21 protein-coding genes are annotated in these 18,800 nt (G+C 73.7%); 9 read left to right on the forward strand and 12 right to left on the reverse strand.

Annotation, left to right across the window (positions count from 1 at the left end; genetic code table 11):
- Position 1 precedes the first annotated feature (1 nt).
- Positions 2-931 (reverse strand): DMT family transporter, encoded by a 930-nt coding sequence (locus ABTY56_RS11040; protein ID WP_502893075.1) that lies wholly within the window; start codon positions 929-931, stop codon positions 2-4.
- Positions 932-1,062: 131 nt separating this feature from the next.
- On the opposite strand from ABTY56_RS11040, the gene ABTY56_RS11045 reads away from it, so the two are divergent.
- The 4 genes from ABTY56_RS11045 to ABTY56_RS11060 all read left to right on the forward strand — a co-directional run bounded on the left by ABTY56_RS11045 (position 1,063) and on the right by ABTY56_RS11060 (position 4,889).
- Entirely contained in the window at positions 1,063-1,602 is a 540-nt protein-coding gene (locus ABTY56_RS11045; protein WP_350628244.1) for a hypothetical protein, read from the forward strand.
- A 128-nt stretch (positions 1,603-1,730) separates the two neighbouring features.
- A complete protein-coding gene (locus ABTY56_RS11050) occupies positions 1,731-3,026 on the forward strand; it encodes a magnesium transporter MgtE N-terminal domain-containing protein (RefSeq protein ID WP_350628245.1) in 1,296 nt (431 codons plus the stop codon).
- 49 nt (positions 3,027-3,075) lie between these two features.
- Positions 3,076-3,672, forward strand: coding sequence for a DUF1003 domain-containing protein (locus ABTY56_RS11055; protein WP_502893082.1), 597 nt, complete (start codon positions 3,076-3,078; stop codon positions 3,670-3,672).
- Positions 3,673-3,728: 56 nt separating this feature from the next.
- Positions 3,729-4,889: an Mrp/NBP35 family ATP-binding protein gene (locus ABTY56_RS11060; protein WP_350628246.1), complete on the forward strand. Its 1,161-nt coding sequence runs from the start codon at positions 3,729-3,731 to the stop codon at positions 4,887-4,889.
- A 79-nt stretch (positions 4,890-4,968) separates the two neighbouring features.
- On the opposite strand, the gene ABTY56_RS11065 is transcribed toward ABTY56_RS11060, so the two are convergent.
- The 4 genes from ABTY56_RS11065 to sigE all read right to left on the reverse strand — a co-directional run bounded on the left by ABTY56_RS11065 (position 4,969) and on the right by sigE (position 8,194).
- A complete protein-coding gene (locus tag ABTY56_RS11065; protein WP_350628247.1) occupies positions 4,969-5,637 on the reverse strand; it encodes a hypothetical protein in 669 nt (222 codons plus the stop codon).
- A gap of 223 nt (positions 5,638-5,860) precedes the next feature.
- Positions 5,861-6,295 (reverse strand): sec-independent translocase, encoded by a 435-nt coding sequence (locus ABTY56_RS11070; RefSeq protein WP_350628248.1) that lies wholly within the window; start codon positions 6,293-6,295, stop codon positions 5,861-5,863.
- 148 nt (positions 6,296-6,443) lie between these two features.
- Positions 6,444-7,469: a zf-HC2 domain-containing protein gene (locus ABTY56_RS11075; protein WP_350628250.1), complete on the reverse strand. Its 1,026-nt coding sequence runs from the start codon at positions 7,467-7,469 to the stop codon at positions 6,444-6,446.
- Positions 7,466-8,194: an RNA polymerase sigma factor SigE gene (sigE, locus tag ABTY56_RS11080; protein WP_502893083.1), complete on the reverse strand. Its 729-nt coding sequence runs from the start codon at positions 8,192-8,194 to the stop codon at positions 7,466-7,468. Before sigE ends, ABTY56_RS11075 begins: the two co-directional genes overlap by 4 nt.
- Positions 8,195-8,482: 288 nt before the next feature.
- Here sigE and ABTY56_RS11085 point away from each other — a divergent pair, with 288 nt between their 5' ends.
- Positions 8,483-9,115, forward strand: a complete 633-nt coding sequence (locus tag ABTY56_RS11085; RefSeq protein WP_350628284.1) for an O-methyltransferase — start codon at positions 8,483-8,485, stop codon at positions 9,113-9,115.
- 135 nt (positions 9,116-9,250) lie between these two features.
- Here ABTY56_RS11085 and ABTY56_RS11090 read toward each other — a convergent pair whose 3' ends face one another.
- The gene (locus ABTY56_RS11090; protein ID WP_014137929.1) at positions 9,251-9,418 is read right to left on the reverse strand and encodes a DUF3117 domain-containing protein; all 168 of its coding nucleotides are present in this window, start codon (positions 9,416-9,418) and stop codon (positions 9,251-9,253) included.
- A 299-nt stretch (positions 9,419-9,717) separates the two neighbouring features.
- Between ABTY56_RS11090 and ABTY56_RS11095 the strand changes: the two genes are divergently transcribed.
- Positions 9,718-10,518, forward strand: coding sequence for an enoyl-CoA hydratase-related protein (locus ABTY56_RS11095; protein WP_350628251.1), 801 nt, complete (start codon positions 9,718-9,720; stop codon positions 10,516-10,518).
- 57 nt (positions 10,519-10,575) lie between these two features.
- On the opposite strand, the gene ABTY56_RS11100 is transcribed toward ABTY56_RS11095, so the two are convergent.
- A complete protein-coding gene (locus ABTY56_RS11100; protein WP_350628252.1) occupies positions 10,576-11,169 on the reverse strand; it encodes a DNA-3-methyladenine glycosylase I in 594 nt (197 codons plus the stop codon).
- On the reverse strand, positions 11,166-11,612 hold the full coding sequence (locus ABTY56_RS11105; protein ID WP_350628253.1) for a DivIVA domain-containing protein: 447 nt from the start codon (positions 11,610-11,612) through the stop codon (positions 11,166-11,168). The genes ABTY56_RS11100 and ABTY56_RS11105 overlap by 4 nt, the downstream gene beginning before the upstream one ends.
- Before the next feature lie 181 nt (positions 11,613-11,793).
- On the opposite strand from ABTY56_RS11105, the gene folP reads away from it, so the two are divergent.
- Entirely contained in the window at positions 11,794-12,606 is an 813-nt protein-coding gene (folP, locus tag ABTY56_RS11110; protein WP_350628285.1) for a dihydropteroate synthase, read from the forward strand.
- 26 nt (positions 12,607-12,632) lie between these two features.
- Here folP and ABTY56_RS11115 read toward each other — a convergent pair whose 3' ends face one another.
- Both ABTY56_RS11115 and dapE read right to left on the reverse strand, forming a co-directional pair.
- A complete protein-coding gene (locus ABTY56_RS11115; RefSeq protein ID WP_350628255.1) occupies positions 12,633-13,442 on the reverse strand; it encodes an LOG family protein in 810 nt (269 codons plus the stop codon).
- A gap of 113 nt (positions 13,443-13,555) precedes the next feature.
- Positions 13,556-14,632, reverse strand: a complete 1,077-nt coding sequence (gene dapE, locus ABTY56_RS11120; protein WP_350628256.1) for a succinyl-diaminopimelate desuccinylase — start codon at positions 14,630-14,632, stop codon at positions 13,556-13,558.
- Positions 14,633-15,024: 392 nt separating this feature from the next.
- Here dapE and ABTY56_RS11125 point away from each other — a divergent pair, with 392 nt between their 5' ends.
- Both ABTY56_RS11125 and ABTY56_RS11130 read left to right on the forward strand, forming a co-directional pair.
- Complete coding sequence (locus ABTY56_RS11125) at positions 15,025-16,008, forward strand: VldE C-terminal domain-containing protein (protein ID WP_502893084.1); 984 nt, start codon at positions 15,025-15,027, stop codon at positions 16,006-16,008.
- A gap of 302 nt (positions 16,009-16,310) precedes the next feature.
- Positions 16,311-17,114, forward strand: a complete 804-nt coding sequence (locus ABTY56_RS11130) for a prolipoprotein diacylglyceryl transferase (RefSeq protein WP_350628258.1) — start codon at positions 16,311-16,313, stop codon at positions 17,112-17,114.
- A gap of 90 nt (positions 17,115-17,204) precedes the next feature.
- On the opposite strand, the gene dapC is transcribed toward ABTY56_RS11130, so the two are convergent.
- Together dapC and fdxA are read right to left on the reverse strand one after the other, a co-directional pair.
- The gene (gene dapC, locus ABTY56_RS11135) at positions 17,205-18,296 is read right to left on the reverse strand and encodes a succinyldiaminopimelate transaminase (protein WP_350628286.1); all 1,092 of its coding nucleotides are present in this window, start codon (positions 18,294-18,296) and stop codon (positions 17,205-17,207) included.
- A gap of 95 nt (positions 18,297-18,391) precedes the next feature.
- Positions 18,392-18,718: a ferredoxin gene (gene fdxA / locus ABTY56_RS11140; RefSeq protein WP_030061559.1), complete on the reverse strand. Its 327-nt coding sequence runs from the start codon at positions 18,716-18,718 to the stop codon at positions 18,392-18,394.
- Positions 18,719-18,800: the final 82 nt, after the last annotated feature.

Below are 18,800 nucleotides of genomic sequence, written 5' to 3' on the forward strand. Positions count from 1 at the left end.
GTCAGCGCCGCCCGCCGCGGGCGACCAGGACCAGCCCGAGCAGGATCAGCACCACCGCCGGGTAGGCGGCCGCCGGGGGCCACTGGCCCAGCCAGAGCGCGGCGATCAGCGTCGCCCCCGGGGTCTCCAGCAGGATCGCGGTGGAGGTGATCGACGGGCCGAGGTTGCGCACCACGCGGTTGCTCAGCGAGTGCCCGAGCAGCTGGGCGGCGGCCATCAGCAGCACGATCTGCCACCACACCCCGGCCGGCCACCCGGCCAGCGGCGTCCCGGCGACCAGGCAGATGCCGAGCAGGACCACCGCCGTGGTGGCGTAGCAGACCAGGGTGTACGCGGTGGTGCTGACGGTCTTGCGGACCTCGGCGCCCAGCAGCATGTACCCCGCCGCGGCCAGGCCGGCGGCGAGGGCGAGCGCGTCGCCGAGCAGCGCGCGCGGGGAGAGCGAGAGGTCGACCCCGGTGAGCACCAGCACGCCGGCGAAGGCCACGACCGTGCCGAACCACACCATCCGGGGCGCCCGGACGCCCATCAGCCGCATCAGCAGGATGGTCCACAGCGGGGTGGTCGTGACCAGGGCGGTGGCGGAGGCCACCGAGGTCATCCGCAGGCTGGGCATCCACAGCGCGAAGTGCACGGCGAGCAGCGCCCCGGCCGCGACCGCGAGCAGCAGCGCCCGTCGGCCGATCCCGCGCAGCTCGGCGCGGTGGCGCAGCAGCGCGTACGGGCCGAGGACCCCGACCGACATGACGTTGCGCCAGAAGGCGATCGCCAGCGCGGGCGCGGCGGTGGCGCTGATCAGCGGACCGGACAGCGAGATGCCGCCGATCGAGACGGCGAGCAGCAGCAGGTCGAGGGTGGGGAGCGGATGCGTCGGCCGCGGGTCGGCGGTGGGTGTGGCGGCGGGGGCGGTCGCGGGCCGGGCGGCGGGCACGGCGCTCCTCTGCTGGTCGCGGTGGTGGGGCGCTCATACGGTAAGGCCCGTGGGGTCGCAATGGAACTGTCGCCCGGAGGCTGAGACGTCCCGTGGACGGCAATGGACCGGAAACCCGTACGCTGTCGGCCATGGACCGTACGCCCGCCGCCGTGACCGCCGACGCCCTCCTCGAACAGGCACTGCTGGAGGAGGCCGCGAAGAAGTCCGGACTGCTCTGGGTGCGCGCGGACGGGCAGGAGCAGGCCCGGCCGCTGTGGCACGCCTGGCACGACGGCGCGGTCGTGGTGGTCGGCGAGGGCGGCGAGCAGCCGCTGCACGGCCTGGCCCCCGGCACCGGCGCCACGGTCACGGTCCGCAGCAAAGACAAGGGCGGCCGGCTGACCGGCTGGCACGCCCGGGTGGTCGAACTCGCGCCGGGCAGCCCGCAGTGGCTGGGCGCGGTCGAGGAACTCAAGGGCAAGCGGCTGAACGCGCCCGACACCGACGCCATCACCGAACGCTGGGCCCGCGAGTGCCGGGTGCTGCGGCTGGAGCCCTCCGGCCCGCTCACCGAGGGCCCGGGCGCGATGCCGGACGGTTCGCACGCCGCCCGGCCGATGGCCACCCCGGCCACCACCCGCCGCCCGATCCCGGCCGGCCTGCCCAAACTGCTGTTCAAGCGCCGATAAAGGTTCACGCCGAGGACGCCTCCCCCCGCTACCGTGCCTCGTCGGGCCGGGCCCCGCACTCGCGGGTAGATTTGGCCGCGGGTGCGCCTGGGCGTACCGGCACGGCGTCGAGCGAGTCGAGGGAGTCCATGGCAGGGCCAGGCACCCGGGTCTTCATCTCCCACCTGTCGGCCATCGCGGTCTTCGACCCCAACGGCGACCAGGTCGGCCGGGTCCGGGACGTGGTCGTCTCGCTGCGGCTCGGCGGGCGCCCGCCGCGTGTCCTCGGCCTGGTGGTCGAGGTGGTCGGCCGCCGCCGGATCTTCCTGCCGATGACCCGGGTGACCAGCCTGGAGTCCGGCCAGGTGCTCACCACCGGCGTGATCAACCTCCGCCGCTTCGAGCAGCGCCCGTCCGAGACCCTGGTGCTCGCCGAGCTGCTGGACCGCACCGTCACCTGGTCCAAGACCGGTGAGGACGTCACCGTGCTGGACGTCGGCATGGTGCAGTCCCGCGTGCGCGAGTGGGAGGTCAGCAAGGTCTTCGTCCAGGTCGGCCGGGCCGGCCGGCTGCGCAAGGCCAAGGGCGAGCGCCTGACCCTGGACTGGCAGGACGTCACCGGCTTCTCGCTGCCCGAACAGGACCAGGGCGCCGCCAACCTGCTCGCCACCTTCGAGCAGCTGCGCCCCGCCGACCTCGCCAGCGTGATGCACCACCTGTCCGCCAAGCGCCGGGCCGAGGTCGCCGCCGCCCTGGACGACGAGCGGCTGGCCGACGTCCTGGAGGAGCTGCCCGAGGACGACCAGGTCGAGATCATCGGCAAGCTCAAGGAGGAGCGCGCCGCCGACATCCTGGAGGCGATGGACCCGGACGACGCCGCCGACCTGCTCTCCGAGCTGCCCGGCGACGAGGCCGAACGGCTGCTCCAGCTGATGGAGCCGGACGAGGCCGCGCCGGTGCGCCGCCTGCTCACCTACGAGGAGGACACCGCCGGCGGTCTGATGACCACCGAGCCGATCGTCCTGGAGCCGGACGCGACGGTCGCCGAGGCGCTGGCCCGGGTCCGGATCAGCGACCACAAGCCCGCCCTCGCCGCGCAGGTCTTCGTCTGCCGCCCGCCGAACGAGACCCCGACCGGCCGCTACCTCGGCACCGTGCACTTCCAGCGGCTGCTGCGCGAGCCCCCGTACGTCCTGGTCGGCTCGCTGGTGGACGACGACCTGGACCCGCTGCCGCCGGACACCCCGCTGTCGCTGATCACCAGCTACCTGGCGACATACAACCTGGTCGCCGCGCCGGTCGTGGACGAGGCGGACCACCTGCTCGGCGCGGTGACCGTGGACGACGTGCTCGACCACCTGCTGCCGGAGGACTGGCGCGACGCCGCGCTGCACTCCGGGGACGCCTGGCAGCACGAGACGGAAGGGGTGACCGGTGGACGGTGACCGCAACGGCCGGCCGGACGACTCCGCGCGTCGGCGCCTGCAGGGCGAACTGCGGCAGCTGCGGCAACTGCGCGAACTGCGCACCCGCGAGGGCAGCCGGGAACGGCGGGCGGAGGCCGCCACGATCACCGGCACCGGCCGCGCCCGGCTCGACCAGCCGCGCACCGCCCGGCCCGGCCTGCTCTCGCTGCCCTCCTACGACCCGGAGGCCTTCGGCGTCCTGTCCGAGCGGATCGCCCGCTTCCTCGGCACCGGGCGGTTCATCGTCTGGATGACGGTGGTGGTGGTCGTCTGGATAGCCTGGAACACCCTGCTGCCGGCGGCCGTGCGCTTCGACGAGTACCCGTTCATCTTCCTGACCCTGGCGCTGTCGCTCCAGGCCTCCTACGCGGCCCCGCTGATCCTGCTGGCGCAGAACCGGCAGGACAACCGGGACCGGGTCAACATGGAGCAGGACCGGGCCCGCAGCGATCGCAACATCGCGGACACCGAGTACCTGACCCGCGAGGTCGCGGCCCTGCGGCACGGACTCGGCGAGGTCGCCACCCGGGCCTTCATCAGTTCCGAGATGAGCAGCATCCGCTCCGAACTCCAGTCGCTGCTCCGGGAGATCGAGGAGCGCCGGGAGAACTCCGGGTCGCTGTGACCGGCGGCACGCTACCGGCGGGTTAAGGGGATCCGTCGGCGCCGTACCATCAAGGCATGGCCAACGAGACAGAGGTCGCGGCCGGCGTCACGGAGGAGTCCGTACGCCAGGCGCTGGCGACCGTCAACGACCCGGAGATCAACCGCCCGATCACCGAGATCGGCATGGTGAAATCGGTCGAGATCGCCGACGGCGGCGCGGTGCGCGTCGCGGTCTACCTGACGGTCTCCGGCTGCCCGATGCGCGACACCATCGTCACCCGGGTCCGCGAGGCGGTCGGGAAGGTCTCCGGCGTGACCGGCGTCGAGGTCGAGCTCGACGTGATGAGCGACGAGCAGCGCAAGGAACTCTCCCAGCTGCTGCGCGGCGGCGCCCCCGAGCGGGAGATCCCGTTCGCCAAGCCGGGCACGCTGACCCGCGTCTACGCCGTCGCCTCCGGCAAGGGCGGTGTCGGCAAGTCCTCGGTGACGGTCAACCTGGCGGCGGCGATGGCCGCGGACGGCCTGAAGGTCGCCGTCGTGGACGCCGACATCTACGGCCACAGCGTGCCGCGCATGCTGGGCGTCGAGGGCCGGCCGACCCAGGTCCAGGACATGATCATGCCGCCGCAGGCGAACGGCGTGAAGGTCATCTCGATCGGCATGTTCACCCCGGGCAACGCCCCGGTGGTCTGGCGCGGCCCGATGCTGCACCGCGCGCTCCAGCAGTTCCTCGCCGACGTCTGGTGGGGCGACCTGGACGTGCTGCTGCTGGACCTGCCGCCCGGCACCGGCGACATCGCGATCTCGGTGGCCCAGCTGGTCCCCAACGCGGAGATCCTGATCGTCACCACCCCGCAGATGGCCGCCGCCGAGGTGGCCGAGCGGGCCGGCACCATCGCGGTGCAGACCCACCAGAAGATCGTCGGCGTGATCGAGAACATGTCCGGCATGCCGTGCCCGCACTGCGACGAGATGATCGACGTCTTCGGCACCGGCGGCGGCCAGACCGTCGCGGACGCGCTCACCCGCACGGTCGGCGCGACCGTTCCGGTGCTCGGCTCGATCCCGATCGACGTGCGCCTGCGCGAGGGCGGCGACGACGGCCGCCCGGTCGTGCTCGCCGCGCCCGACTCCCCGGCCGGCGCCGCCCTGCGCGCGGTGGCCGGCAAGCTCGGCGGCCGCCAGCGCGGCCTGTCCGGGATGTCGCTCGGACTGACGCCCAAGAACAAGTTCTGAGGCAGCCACGACGGAGGGGCCCGGTGACGCGTGCGTCACCGGGCCCCTCCGTCGTCACGGGCGGGTCCCTGGGCCCCTCCTACGGGCGGGTGTAGGCGGCCAGGTCCGGAACGGTGGAGAAGCCGACGCCGTAGGCGCTGACGCCGCGGCCGTACGCGCCGAGCAGGACACCGGGGGCCTCCCCGGCCAGCACCCAGCCGTACTCGGACTCGCGGTAGCGGAAGGGCTGCGGCAGGCCGTTGACCGGCAGGCTGAGGGTGGACCAGCCGGGGCCGGCCAGGTCGTCCGCGAGGTCCCAGGCGAGGCTGCTCTGCTGGTCCAGCCAGTCCTGGCGCAGCGCGCGGTCCAGCTGGCCGGGCCAGGTCGCGGCGAGCAGGCCGGAGCCGGCCAGCCAGGCGGCGGAGGAGGCGGAGGTCGCCTCCAGGGTGCCGGTGTTGTCGGCGCTGCGGCGGCTGTCGCGGCGGGCGACGGTGACCACGGCCGCGAACTTCCGCATGTCGCGCGGCTCGTAGTGCTTGGCCGGCTCGTCGCCGTGGCCGAGCGCTCCGTAGTCGACGCTGCCCGCGGCGCGGGTGCCGGCGCCGGCCTGCATCAGGTAGCGGCGGCCGGTCCAACCCTCGTCCAGCCCGTACCAGGGGAAGTCGGCGGACAGGTAGGGCACCAGCGGGTCCGCCGGGCCGGCCTGTCCGCCGACCACCGGGCCGCCGGCCGTGGCCGTCGCCCCTCCCGCCTGACTCGTCGCGTCCATCCCCGGGCCTCCTCAAACGCACGTGTGCCTGCCGTGGCGCGCTCCCATGGTGGCGTACCGCGGCGTTCCCGGGGGCCGTTCCTGGTCCGCGACCACGCGGAATGTGACGGACGGCTCAGCGGGAACAATCAGCACAATAGCGGCGCACGCACCGCCGCCCCGCTCAGCCGGGCGGCCGGGCGGGGCGGTGGCGTGCTGCCGGGGCGTCGTACCGGAGCGCGGGTCAGGTGGCGTCGGGGTCGAACGGGGGCCGCTCTCCGGGCGCCAGCGGGGCGCCTGCGGCGGCGGTCGCCGGGGCGGACTTCTCGAAGCTGACGCTGCCGCTGCGGCCGTTCACCGGCGCCGCGGGCTTGTCGTCCAGGACGGAGCGGATGTCCAGCGAGTCCTTCATCTCCTTGAGGCCCAGCGGGTCCTCCTGGCCGCCCATGAGCTGCTTGCGGACGAAGGTCTTGGGGTTGAGGTCCTCGAACTCGAAGTCCTTGAACTCGGGACCGAGCTCGCTGCGGATGTCCTCCTTCGCGTTGTCGGCGAAGGAACGGATCTTCCGGATGAAGCCCATGGTGTCCTGGATCAGCTTCGGGAGCTTGTCGGGGCCGAAGATGATGATCGCCATCACGATCAGGGTCAGGATCTCCAGCCCGCCTACGTCGCTGAACACCTTTGCTCCCTAGCTCGTCGGACGACGGTTCCTACAGGGTAATGGCCACCGGCGAGTCTCCGACCCACGCTGCGATGAAGCCGTGGTAAAGACCTGCCGGTGGCCGAGCGCGTCGGGAGCCGGATGCCGGGGCCCGTCCAGGGACGCTCTAGCGGGTCTGCTGGCGCAGTGCGGCGACGCCGCCGGGGTAGCGCTCCGGGGAGGACAGCGGGGACGGCTCACGGGTCGCGGCGACCGGGCGGCCCGGGAAGTCCACCGGGACCTGCGCGGTCATCGGGACGAGGCCGCCGCCGCGGCCGGTACCGGCGTTGCCGCCGGCCGGGCTGACGGTCGTGCCGTGGCGGTCCTCGCCCTGCGGGGTGAGGCCGCCGACGCCGCCGAGCGTGACCGCGGCGACGGAGAAGGCGCCGGCGGCGGCGAAGACCAGTCGGCGCCCGCGCGCGGAGGGGCGGACGGCGGCCGCGGACGGCTGCGGCCGGGCCCCGTGGTCCGGTCCGGCAGCGGGCTCGGGGCGGGCCGAGCGCCGGCCCATCAGCGGCCGCAGCACCGCGCCGCGGCCGAAGGCCCGCGGGTCGACCCCGGGCAGCGGGGTGTCGGCGCCGAGCGCGCCCGCGCCGAAGGAGGCCCCGGCACCGCGGCCGAAGGAGCCGCCGTCGAGTCGGCTGCCGCCGAGCGTGCCGGTGGCGCCGACCCCGCCGCCCGGCAGGTCGTCGTCGTCATCGTGGCGGGCCCGCCCGGGCGGCCAGGCGCTGTCCGCCGGGCCGTCCTCGGGGAGGTTGCCGACGGCCATCAGCCGGGCCATCAGCGCGGAGGACGGGCCGGGCGTCCCGGTGCGGGTCAGCAGGTGCTTCACGGAGCGGCCCTCGTCGACCTCGGCGAGGCACTGCGGGCAGGTCGCCAGGTGCGCCTGGACGCGGTCGCGCGAGTCGTGGCCGAGTTCGCCGTCCAGGAAGGCGGAGAGGCGCTCGCCGAGGTGGTGCTCCTCGACGGCGGGTTCGGCGGGCCGTACGGGCAGTGCGTGCAGCGCCGTGTCGGCGGGCAGCGCCAGCGCGGGCAGCACGGGCTCACCGGGCTCGTCGGTACCGCGACGTCCCGGCAGGGCCCAGCTCCGCCGGTTCGAGGACCGGCCGGACGTGTCCGAACGGTCCGAGCCGGACCGGCTGGTTCCGCTCACGATCGCCTCCGTCCGCGCCCACCGGGCGCGACGGCGGCCTCGACCGCGCCGACGCCGACCGGCACCGGCTCCTCCGAGCCGCCGCGGCGCTCACGGCCGGGGACCGAGCCGGGGGCGCGGTGCTTGAGCGCGGCGCGCAGGTGCGAGCGGCCGCGGTGGATGCGGCTGCGGACGGTGCCGAGCTTGACGCCCAGCGTGGCGGCGATCTCCTCGTACGACAGGCCCTCGATGTCGCAGAGCACCACGGCCGCGCGGAACTCCGGGGCGAGGGTGTCCAGGGCCTGCTGCACGTCGGCGTCGAAGTGGGTGTCGCTGAAGTGCTGGGCCGGGCTGGGCTCGCGGGAGGGGAGCCGCTCGGCCGCGTCCTCGCCGAGCGCGTCGAAGCGGATGCGCTGGCGGCGGCGGACCATGTCCAGGAAGAGGTTGGTGGTGATCCGGTGCAGCCAGCCCTCGAACGTGCCGGGGGTGTAGGTGGACAGCGAACGGAACACCCGGACGAAGACCTCCTGGGTGAGGTCCTCGGCGTCGTGCTGGTTGCCCGTCAGGCGGTAGGCGAGCCGGTAGACGCGGGCGCTGTGCGCCTCGACGATCTCCTCCCAGGAGGGCGGAGTCCAGGTCTGCGCGTCGGGGCCCTCGGCGAAGGTCGCGAGGGCGGGGGCCTCGGCGGTACCGGCGGCCGGCGCGGCGGCGGGCTGGTCCAGGTCGGAGTGCGCAGGCTGGTTCATCACGGGCTTCGGCGTACGGGCCGACGCGGTGCCGCGGGAGTGCCGCCGCACGGGCACGTCGCCCTCGGCCACACCTCCTCGGTCGGCTCTTCTGCCCAGCAGGGCCACCACCATATCCACCTCACCCGTCAAGCCCGGATAAAAGTGCCCGGGAGGTCTTCCGTGCCCGGTCCGTCATGACAACGGCCCGCCGCCGTACGCGGTTCCCGGTCGGCCAGTAATCTGTGGCAGGAAATATCGACATCCCCCGGCACCGGGCCGCCACCCGGGGCTCCGAAAGAGGCAGCCATCAGCGAGTTCGGGCCCGCGCACGCGGCCCTCGCCGACACCTACGTGGGCGAGGACGCGGTGCTGACCTACGCCCGGGCGCAGTCCGCGCGGACCGGCATACGCGCGATCGGGCCGAGCGGCGGGGCGTGCCTGCGGCTGCTGGCCGCCGCGCTGGACGCCAAGGCGGTGGCCGAGATCGGCACCGGCACCGGGGTGTCCGGGGTCTACCTGCTGCGCGGCATGCGGCCGGACGGCGTGCTCACCACGGTGGACTCGGAGCCGGTCCGCCAGCAGCTGGCCCGCGAGGCGTACCAGGCCGCCGGGTTCGCGGCCAACCGCTCCCGGTTCATACCGGGCCGGGCACTGGAGGTGCTGCCCCGGCTCGCCGACGGCCAGTACGACCTGGTGTTCTGCGACGGCGATCCGGCCGAGTCCCGCGAGTACCTGCTGGAGTCGCTGCGGCTGCTGCGGCCGGGCGGGATGGTCTGCTTCGAAGGGGTCTTCCAGGAGGGCCGACTGGCCGAGCCGGAGCTGCAGGACCCGCAGACCGGCGCGGTGCGGGACCTGGTCCGGGACGTCCGGGAGAGCGAGGCCCTGCTGCCGGCGCTGCTGCCGGTCTCCGACGGGCTGCTCTGCGCCGTCAAGCGTTAGGGTCCGTCCCGGGCCCCCGCCCCCGAGCCGCCGGGCCCGTCGGGCCTGCCGGGAAAACGGGCGGACCCGGGCCGACATGACGTCGTACCCGGGCCCGGCAGCGCATCTCCAGGAGATGGCGAGCACCCGCTGCGGTCAGCCGCAGGCCTTCTTCAGGGCCTCGCCGAGGGCGTCGGCCTCGTCAGGCGTGAGCTCCACCACGAGGCGTCCGCCGCCTTCGAGCGGAACGCGCATGATGATGCCCCGCCCCTCTTTGGTGACTTCGAGCGGGCCGTCACCCGTCCGCGGCTTCATGGCCGCCATGCTCGTTCCCCTTCCTGCAACCGCTCAGCTACGCACCGGCAGTCCGTCCACCGCCGGTATCGAACGCATTGATCGGAAGCCATTATCCCGCATGCCACGGGCTGATGACCAACATCACTCTCGGTGCAACATCGGCCGGACCGCCCCCAACCGCCGCAATTCACGTCATAAGCCCCGGCGTGGCGGCAGTGCGGACGCCACCGGAAGGTGCGATACCTCACACTCCCCAGGCCACCGCGTGCTCCGGCATCCTGGCACACGACACCGACACCACGACGATCACCCGGGAGCCCTCGCCCATGTCCGATTCCGTGCTGTACGAGCTGGACGGCGGCCTGGCCGTCATCACCATCAACCGCCCGGAGGCGATGAACGCCCTCGACGTCGCCACCAAGGTCGCGCTGCGCGACACCGTGGCCGCCGCCGCCGAGGACCCGGCGGTGCGGGCCGTCCTGCTGACCGGGGCGGGCGAGCGCGCGTTCTGCGTCGGCCAGGACCTGAACGAGCACCTGACGATGCTGAAGCGGGCCGACGAGACCGGCGAGGGCGCGCTGCGCACCGTCGCCGAGCACTACAACCCGCTGACCCGGGCCCTGGCCGGGATGCGCAAGCCGACCGTCGCCGCGGTCGGCGGGGTGGCGGCCGGCGCGGGCGCCTCGCTCGCCTTCGCCTGCGACTTCCGGATCCTGTCCGACCGGGCCGGCTTCAACACCGCCTTCGCCGGGATCGGCCTGACCGCCGACTCCGGCGCCTCCTGGACGCTGCCCCGCCTCGTCGGGCACGCCAAGGCCACCGAGCTGCTGATGCTGCCCCGGACGGTGAAGGCCGTCGAGGCGATGGAGCTGGGCCTGGCCACCAAGGTGGTGCCGGCCGACGAACTCGCCGCCACCGCACGGGTCTTCGCCCGCGAGCTGGCGGAGGGCCCGACGGTCGCGTACGGCGCCATCAAGGAGTCGCTGGCGTACGGCGCTTCGCACTCGCTGTCCGAACTCCTCGACAAGGAGGACGAGCTGCAGACCCTGGCCGGCGAGAGCGAGGACCACCGGATCGCGGTGCGCGCCTTCATCGCCAAGGAGAAGCCGACGTACGTGGGCCGCTAGGGAACGGGCCGCCGGGGGTCCGGGCGCGGGGTCCGGGCCGCCGGGGAAGCGGCCGGCTCAGCCCTTCGCCCCGGTGCGGACGTGGCAGTCCGCCAGGTGGTCGTCCACCAGCCTGCAGGCCTGCATCAGGGCGTAGGCGGTGGTCGGGCCGACGAAGCGGAAGCCCGCCTTCTTCAGCGCCTTCGCCAGCGCCGTCGACTCGGGCGTGACGGCCGGCACCTCGCTCATCCGGCGGGGGGCCGGCCGGCCCGGCTCCGGGGCGAACCCCCAGATCAGCGCGGACAGCCCGCCCTCCAGGTCCCGGGCGACCCGCGCATTGGCGATCGCCGCCTCGATCTTGGCCCGGTTGCGGATGATGCCGGCGTCGGCGAGCAGCCGCTCCTTGTCGGCCTCGCCGAACTCGGCGACCTTGCCGATCTCGAATCCGGCGAACGCGGCCCGGAAGCCCTCGCGGCGGCGCAGGATGGTCAGCCAGGACAGGCCGGACTGGAAGGCCTCCAGGCAGACCCGCTCGAACAGGGCGTCGTCGCCGTGCACCGGCCGGCCCCACTCGGTGTCGTGGTAGACCCGGTAGTCGTCGGTGGAGTCGCCCCAGGCGCAGCGGCGCAGCCCGTCCGTGCCGAGCACCGAACCGTCGACGGGTCCGGTCACTGGTCGTTCACCGGCTTCGCGTCCTCGGGGGCCCGGGCCGGCTCCCCGGCCGACGGCTTGGTGAGGGCGACGGCCGGCTCGACGACCTTGGCGAACTGCTCCAGGCCGGGCAGCGGTTCGGCCGCCGGGTCGGGGCCGTTGGTCGCCTCGACCGCGCCGCGCAGATGGGCCGCGGCCTCCAGCTCGGCGATCCGCGCGTCGCGGTAGGCGAGTTCGGCGCCCAGGCGGTCCAGGACGTCGTCCACCTCGTCCATCCGGTAGCCGCGCAGCGCCATCGGCAGGCGCAGTTCGTCCACGTCCGCCTTGCCCAGCGGACGGTCCTGCGGGAGCCGTGCGGAGATGCGGTCCGGTACCGCCTCCGGCATCGAGCCGCCCCCGCCGAGCGCCACCAGGGCGGCGCCGCCGACCACCACGGCCATGGCGACCACGATCACCCAGAACACGAGCTGTCCTCCCGAACTCCCGGTCGGCCTTCGTCGAGGTGCCAGGGAACCAGACTGATCATGACAGCATGGTCCCTTAGTGAGGCCGGGGGCCATCATCGCACCCGCAGGAGCTCTGGAGGAGACATCGGTGGCACTGCGCCTGGGACCGCGGGAATTCGGTGACGACGAACTGGTGATCATGGCGATCGTCAACCGGACGCCGGACTCGTTCTTCGACAAGGGCGCGACCTTCGCCGACGAGGCCGCGTTCGCGGCCGCCGACCGGGCGATGGCCGAGGGTGCGGCGATCCTGGACATCGGCGGGGTCAAGGCCGGGCCGGGCGACGAGGTCACGGTCGAGGAGGAGCTGCGGCGCACCGTGCCCTTCGTGGCCGAGCTGCGCAAGCGCCACCCCGACGCGGTGATCAGCGTGGACACCTGGCGGCACGAGGTCGGCGAGGCGGTCTGCGAGGTGGGCGCGGACCTGCTGAACGACGCCTGGGGCGGGGTCGACCCCGAGCTGGCCGAGGTGGCCGCCCGCCACGACGTCGGGCTGGTCTGCACCCACGCGGGCGGCGCCGAGCCGCGCACCCGTCCGCACCGGACCGGGTACCAGGACGTGATGGCGGACATCCTGCGGGTGACCGTGGGGCTGGCCGAGCGCGCGGTGGAGCTGGGCGTGCGGCGGGACGCGGTGATCATCGACCCGGGGCACGACTTCGGCAAGAACACCCGGCACTCGCTGGAGGCCACCCGGCGGCTGCCGGAGATGACCGCGACCGGCTTCCCGGTGCTGGTCTCGCTCTCCAACAAGGACTTCGTCGGCGAGACCCTGGACAAGCCGGTGAACGAGCGGCTGCTCGGCACCCTGGCGACGACGGCGGTCTCGGCCTGGCTGGGCGCGCAGGTCTACCGGGTGCACCAGGTCGCGGAGACCCGCCAGGTGCTGGACATGGTCGCCTCGATCCGGGGCACCCGCCCCCCGGCGGTCGCCCGCCGGGGGCTGGCCTAGGGGCTCCTGGCGGCGCCCCTGCGGCCCTAGATCTCGTTCACGGGCCGGCGGGCGTCGGCGAGGATCTTCATGACCTCGTCGACCTCGTCGGTGATGTGGAACAGCTCCAGGTCGTGCGGGGCCGCCTTGCCCTGCGCGACCAGGGTGTTCTTCAGCCACTCGAAGAGGCCGCCCCAGTACGCGGTGCCGTAGAGGATCACCGGGAAGCGGGTGACCTTCTTCGTCTGCACCAGGGTGAGCGCCTCGAACAGCTCGTCCAGGGTGCCGAGGCCGCCGGGGAGGACCACGAAGCCCTGCGCGTACTTCACGAACATCGTCTTGCGGACGAAGAAGTAACGGAAGTTCAACCCGAGGTCGACGAACTCGTTGAGGCCCTGCTCGAAGGGCAGCTCGATGCCGAGCCCGACGCTGAGGCCGCCGGCCTCGGAGGCGCCGCGGTTGGCGGCCTCCATCGCACCCGGGCCGCCGCCGGTGATCACCGCGTAGCCGGCCTCGGCGAGGGCCCGGCCGATGGCCACGCCGGCCTCGTACTCGGGCGAGTCGACCGCGGTCCGGGCGGAGCCGAAGACGCTGATCGCGGGCGGGAGTTCGGCGAGGGCGCCGAAGCCCTCGACGAACTCGGAGGTGATCCGCAGCACCCGCCACGGGTCGGTGTGCAGCCAGTCGGTCGGCCCGGTGGTGTCCAGCAGGCGCTGGTCCGTGGTGCTCGTACCGACCTGGTCCCGGCGCACCAGCACCGGGCCCTTCTGCTTCTCGGGCCAGGCCTTCTTCTTCCGCGGCACGCCGACCTGCTCGGGGCCGTGTCCGTACTGCTTTTCGTCTCCTGTGCCTGTCATGACGAAACCCTACGCCCGCCTTCCCCCGTTTTCAGGCAACGGGGGAAGGTCGGTTGGGCAACCGGAAGGTGGCATTCGACCGTTGATCGGATCGGCTGCCCGCGGCCGGGGGCTCAGTCGGTCAGCCAGGCCCGCAGCCGCTCCTCGGTCTCCGCGATGGCGCTCAGCGAGCAGTGCTCCTCCCGCTTGTGCGCGAGGTTCGGATCGCCGGGGCCGTAGTTGACCGCCGGGACGCCGAGCGCGCTGAACCGGGCGACGTCCGTCCAGCCGAACTTGGCCCGGGCCTGGCCGCCGGTGGCCGCCAGGAAGGCCTGCGCGGCCGGCTGGGAGAGGCCGGGCAGGGCGCCCGGGGCGAAGTCGGTGACGGTCAGCTCGAAGCCGTCGAAGACCTCGCGCACGTGCTTCTCCGCCTCCGCCTCGCTGCGGTCCGGCGCGTAGCGGAAGTTGACCGTGACGACGCACTCGTCCGGGATGACGTTGCCGGCCACGCCGCCGTCGATCCGGACCGCGTTCAGGCCCTCGCGGTACTCCAGGCCGTCGATCTCCACCCGGCGCGGCTGGTACTCCGCGAGCCGGGTGAGCACCTCGGCGGCACGGTGGATGGCGTTGTCGCCGAGCCAGCTGCGGGCCGCGTGGGCGCGCACGCCGGTGAGCCGGACCTGCGCCCGCAGGGTGCCCTGGCAGCCGCCCTCGACCATGGCGCCGCTGGGCTCCATCAGTACCGCGAAGTCCGCGGCCAGCCACTCGGGACGGTCCTTGGCGAGGTGGCCGAGGCCGTTGCGGTGGGCCTCCACCTCCTCGCAGTCGTAGAACACGAAGGTGAGGTCGCGGTTGGGCTCGGGCAGGGTGGCGGCGAGCCGCAGCTGGACGGCCACGCCGGACTTCATGTCCGAGGTGCCGCAGCCGTAGAGCAGGTCGCCCTCGACGTACGAGGGCAGGTTGTCGGCGATCGGCACGGTGTCCAGGTGGCCGGCCAGGAGGACCCGCTCGGCGCGGCCCAGGTTCGTCCGCGCGACCACGTTGTTGCCGTACCGGTCCACGGTGAGGTGCGGGTAGCCGCGCAGGGCGGCCTCCACTGCGTCGGCGAGCGCCTGCTCGTCGCCGCTCACCGAGGGGAAGTCGACGAGCCGGGCGGTCAGCGTGCCGCCGTCGAGAGTGAGGTCCAGGGGCGTCGGGTTGGGGCTGCTCATGGCGCCAGCCTAGTCCGCGCCGCGTGCGCTCCGCGTGGTCGTCCAGTGACACCGGACGGACGCTCCCGCGTCACCGTCGGGACACGTTCTGCGACACGGATGGGACTCGCCGCCCCGAGCCGAAGGGCGCGCCGGAGCCGAGAGGAAGACGCGAGGAGGCCCGAGGAACGAGGGCATCGGAGCGCCGACCGTCGGCACCGGATGCCGAGCGCCCGGAGGTGAGTGGGCGAGTAACGGCAACCGGGGGGCGCCGCACATCCGTCCGAGTGGGTACGGTGTCGGATCAAGAAGCAGGCGCGAGAGGGGCGACGGTGGCCAGGAAGAGGAGCAGCGAGGAGCCGGGCGACGAGACGGCGCCCGCCCGCCGCCGCGGGCCGCTGCGCGCGCTGCTGATGGTGATCGTCGGGCTGCTCGGCCTCGCGCTGGTCGCGGGCCTGGCCGTGGTCGGCATCTGGTGGTTCGGCTTCAAGCCGGGCGAGTCCGAGGGCTGCACGGTGAAGACCGCGGCCGGCAACGGCACCCTGGAGCTGCCGCAGGCCGCCAACGCCGCGACGATCGCCGCGGTGGCGCGCTCGCGCGGGCTGCCGGACCGGGCCACCGCGATCTCGCTGGCGACCGCCATGCAGGAGTCGAAGCTGCGCAACCTCGCGGGCGGCGACCGGGACTCGATCGGCCTCTTCCAGCAGCGGCCCTCGATGGGCTGGGGCACGCCGGAGCAGATCGCGGACCCGGTGTACGCGACGAACAAGTTCCTGGACGGCCTGGTCAAGGTCCCCGGCTACACCCGGCTGCCGCTGACCGACGCCGCGCAGGCGGTGCAGAAGAGCGGCTACCCGCAGGCCTACGCCAAGCACGAGACCAAGGCGACCCTGCTCACCTCGGCGCTGGCCGGTCGCGAGCCCGCCTCGTTCTCCTGCATCGTGCACGACTACGCCAAGCCGGATCCGGAGGACTCCCCCTCCCCCACCGCGGCCGTCACCGCCTCCGCCACCCCGGCAGCGGCGCCGGACCGGGCCCAGGTGCTGTCCGACCGGGTGCGCCGGGAGTTCGGGCGCACCGTCACCCCGGCCACCGGCTACGCCTCGACCATCAAGGGCGCCGAGAACGCGGTGGCGCTGACCCCGGACCCGGCCACCGCCGCGCTGACCTCCTCCGCGGACGCCGGCGCCGACGGCGGGGTGAGCGCCGAGCGGGCCAGCGGCTGGGAGGTGGCCCACTGGGCGGTCGCCCAGGCCCAGCAGCTGGGCATCGCGACGGTCGCCTACGACGGGAAGATCTGGCGCAAGTCGAAGTCGGAGGACGGCTGGCAGACGCAGCCGTCGGGCACCTCGACCAAGCTCGTCCAGGTCACCATGGCGGCGTCCGGGAAGGGCTGACGCACAGACGTACGGGTTGCCGCCGGACGGGTGATTCCGGTCAACCCCGGTGGACCGGCAGCCCGTTCGGCGCCCTCCGCCGGAGAACCGTCACTCCCCTTGGCCGGGCCGGTTCCACGGTGTCCGGCGGGGCCCGGCGGGCGCCTCCCCTGCGGTCGTACGATCCGATGGTCGGTCAGAAACTCTCCTTGCAGCGACCGAAACCTTCTGGCTTCTCAAGCGGTAACAACGTCGTCCGCCCGGTCGTCCACGCCCGGTCCCATGGGCGGACGGGACGGACCCAGACCCCTTCGAGGAGCCCCATGTCTCACCCCCTCACGCGCCGGATCGCACAGGCCGCGCTCGTCGTGGCCGCCGGAGCGACCCCGCTGCTCGCGGCCGGCTCCGCGTCCGCCCTGGGCGGGGACGCCCTGCTGCCCAAGAGCGACCTCGCGGCACCGCTGGGCCAGCTGACCAACACCGACACCGGTTCCACCCTGCAGCACACCACCCACCAGCTGGGTCAGGCCGCCGGCACCACCGGCGCGGCCACCGTCGCCGCGGGCGTACCGGCCTCCGCCGACGCCGCCGGCAACATCGTCGCCCAGCAGCTCCCCGAGGCGAACGAGAAGGCCAGTTCGCTGACCGCGCCGGTCGACCAGACCGCCGCCACCACCGGCCAGCTCTCCGCCGTCACCCCGAAGGTCGCCTCGGCCCTGGCCGGCAAGCTCGGCGAGGCCGTCACCGGCAGGAGCGCGGCCACCCGCAGCGCCGACGCCGGCGCCGGCCCGGTCGGCGGGCTCTCCCAGGCGGGCTCCGTCGCGCAGGCCCTGCCGGGCGCCGGCAAGCTCTCCGGGGCCCTCCCCGGCACCAACGCCGTCACCGACGCGCTGCCGCTGGGCTCGGTGGAGCGCGCGCTGCCGCTCGGCTCGGTGCAGCACGCCCTGCCGGCCGACCTCCCCGGCGCCGACGTCCTGGGCCTGGCCGAGCACGGTTCGGCCAACCGCCTCGGCGGCGCCGACCTCGGCCCGAACAACCCGCTGTCCGGCCTCACCGGCGCGCTCGGCCCGCTGGGCGGGCTGCTGAACGGCGTGAACGGCGGCAGCATCAGCGGCCTGCCGCTGTAGTCCGGATGCGGTAGCCCGCGTGCGGTAGTCCCCATGCCGAAGGGCCGGTGTTCCGAGGAGGAACACCGGCCCTTCGGTCGTGCCGTGCGCTCAGCGCGCCGCGTTCAGCCGTTCCACGGCCGCGGCGACCCGCTCGTCGGTCGCGGTGAACGCGACCCGGACGAAGCGCTCGCCGGCCGGACCGTAGAAGTCGCCGGGCGCCACCAGGATGCCCAGCTGCGCCAGTTCGGCCACGGTCTCCCAGCACGGGCGGTCCTGCGTCGCCCACAGGTAGAGGCTCGCCTCGGAGTGCTCGATCCGGAAGCCGTAGGCCTCCAGCGCCGCCCGCAGCGCCGAGCGCCGGGCCGCGTACCGCTCGCGCTGCTCGGCCACGTGCGCGTCGTCCGCGAGCGCGGCGACGGTCGCGGCCTGGACCGGTGCGGGCACGATCATGCCGCCGTGCTTGCGCACCTCCAGCAGCTCCTTGACCACCACCGGGTCGCCCGCGACGAAGGAGGCGCGGTAGCCGGCCAGGTTGGAGCGCTTGGAGAGCGAGTGGACGGCCAGCAGGCCCTCGTGGCTCTCGCCGCACACCTCCGGGTGCAGGACGGAGACCGGCTCGGCCTCCCAGCCCAGCTCCAGGTAGCACTCGTCGCTGACCAGCAGCGCCCGGTGCTCCCGGGCCCACTCGACGGCGCGGCGCAGCTCGTCCGCGCCCAGCACCCGGCCGGTCGGGTTGGACGGCGAGTTCACCCACAGCAGGCGCACCCGGGAGCCGTCCAGCTCGTCCACCGAGTCGTACTCGACCGGCTCGGCGCCGCACAGCCGCGCGCCCACCTCGTACGTCGGGTAGGCCAGGCGCGGGTAGGCGACCTGGTCGCCGGGGCCGAGGCCCAGCTGGGTCGGCAGCCAGGCCACCAGCTCCTTGGAGCCGACGGTCGGCAGGACGGCCTGCGGGCCGATCTCGGCGCCGAGGCGCCGGTGCAGCCAGCCGGCGATCGCCTCGCGCAGCTCCAGCGGGCCCCAGACGGTGGGGTAGCCGGGCGTGTCGGTGTGCGCGGCCAGCGCCTTCTGGATCAGCTCGGGGACCGGGTCCACCGGGGTGCCGACCGAGAAGTCGCAGAGGCCGCCCGGGTGCGCCAGGGCGGTCGTCTTGTACGGCTCCAGCTTGTCCCAGGGGAAGACCGGCAGGAGGTCGGACAGCCTTCCCCGCTCAGAATGGCGGCGCGCCGCCCCCGGGTGGCCCGGGAACGGCGCGCGCGTGCTGTCGTTGTTCACAGCTTCGTTGCCACCGATCGTCAGTGGTCGGCGTTCTGCGGCGGCAGAGCGGCGATGAACGGGTGGTCACGCTCGATCAGGCCCAGCTTCGAGGCACCACCGGGCGAACCCAGGTCGTCGAAGAACTCGACGTTCGCCTTGTAGTAGTCCTTCCACTCCTCCGGAGTGTCGTCCTCGTAGAAGATCGCCTCGACCGGGCAGACCGGCTCGCAAGCGCCACAGTCGACACACTCATCCGGGTGGATGTAGAGCGATCGCTCGCCCTCGTAGATGCAGTCAACCGGGCACTCTTCGATGCACGCCTTGTCCTTCACGTCGACACAAGGCTGCGCGATGACGTAGGTCACGCTGTCGTTCCTCCTCGGAAGGGCCTGGTGGCCCGTTCTGTTCTGCTCGCGTGCGCGGTGAGCGCGGCGTCGTCGATGCCCG

Origin of the sequence: Kitasatospora sp. NPDC097691 (assembly GCF_040302665.1) — a bacterium.
Classification (GTDB): domain Bacteria; phylum Actinomycetota; class Actinomycetes; order Streptomycetales; family Streptomycetaceae; genus Kitasatospora.

What these genes read in the sequence shown, in the direction of transcription:
- ABTY56_RS11045 (WP_350628244.1), top strand. Translation starts at nt 1,063, where the DNA reads ATGGACCGTACGCCCGCCGCCGTGACCGCCGACGCCCTCCTCGAACAG.
- ABTY56_RS11050 (WP_350628245.1), top strand. Translation starts at nt 1,731, where the DNA reads ATGGCAGGGCCAGGCACCCGGGTCTTCATCTCCCACCTGTCGGCCATC.
- ABTY56_RS11060 (WP_350628246.1), top strand. Translation starts at nt 3,729, where the DNA reads ATGGCCAACGAGACAGAGGTCGCGGCCGGCGTCACGGAGGAGTCCGTA.
- ABTY56_RS11065 (WP_350628247.1), bottom strand. Translation starts at nt 5,637, where the DNA reads ATGGACGCGACGAGTCAGGCGGGAGGGGCGACGGCCACGGCCGGCGGC.
- sigE (WP_502893083.1), bottom strand. Translation starts at nt 8,194, where the DNA reads ATGAACCAGCCTGCGCACTCCGACCTGGACCAGCCCGCCGCCGCGCCG.
- ABTY56_RS11090 (WP_014137929.1), bottom strand. Translation starts at nt 9,418, where the DNA reads ATGGCGGCCATGAAGCCGCGGACGGGTGACGGCCCGCTCGAAGTCACC.
- ABTY56_RS11095 (WP_350628251.1), top strand. Translation starts at nt 9,718, where the DNA reads ATGTCCGATTCCGTGCTGTACGAGCTGGACGGCGGCCTGGCCGTCATC.
- folP (WP_350628285.1), top strand. Translation starts at nt 11,794, where the DNA reads ATGGCGATCGTCAACCGGACGCCGGACTCGTTCTTCGACAAGGGCGCG.
- ABTY56_RS11115 (WP_350628255.1), bottom strand. Translation starts at nt 13,442, where the DNA reads ATGACAGGCACAGGAGACGAAAAGCAGTACGGACACGGCCCCGAGCAG.
- dapE (WP_350628256.1), bottom strand. Translation starts at nt 14,632, where the DNA reads ATGAGCAGCCCCAACCCGACGCCCCTGGACCTCACTCTCGACGGCGGC.
- ABTY56_RS11125 (WP_502893084.1), top strand. Translation starts at nt 15,025, where the DNA reads ATGGTGATCGTCGGGCTGCTCGGCCTCGCGCTGGTCGCGGGCCTGGCC.
- ABTY56_RS11130 (WP_350628258.1), top strand. Translation starts at nt 16,311, where the DNA reads ATGTCTCACCCCCTCACGCGCCGGATCGCACAGGCCGCGCTCGTCGTG.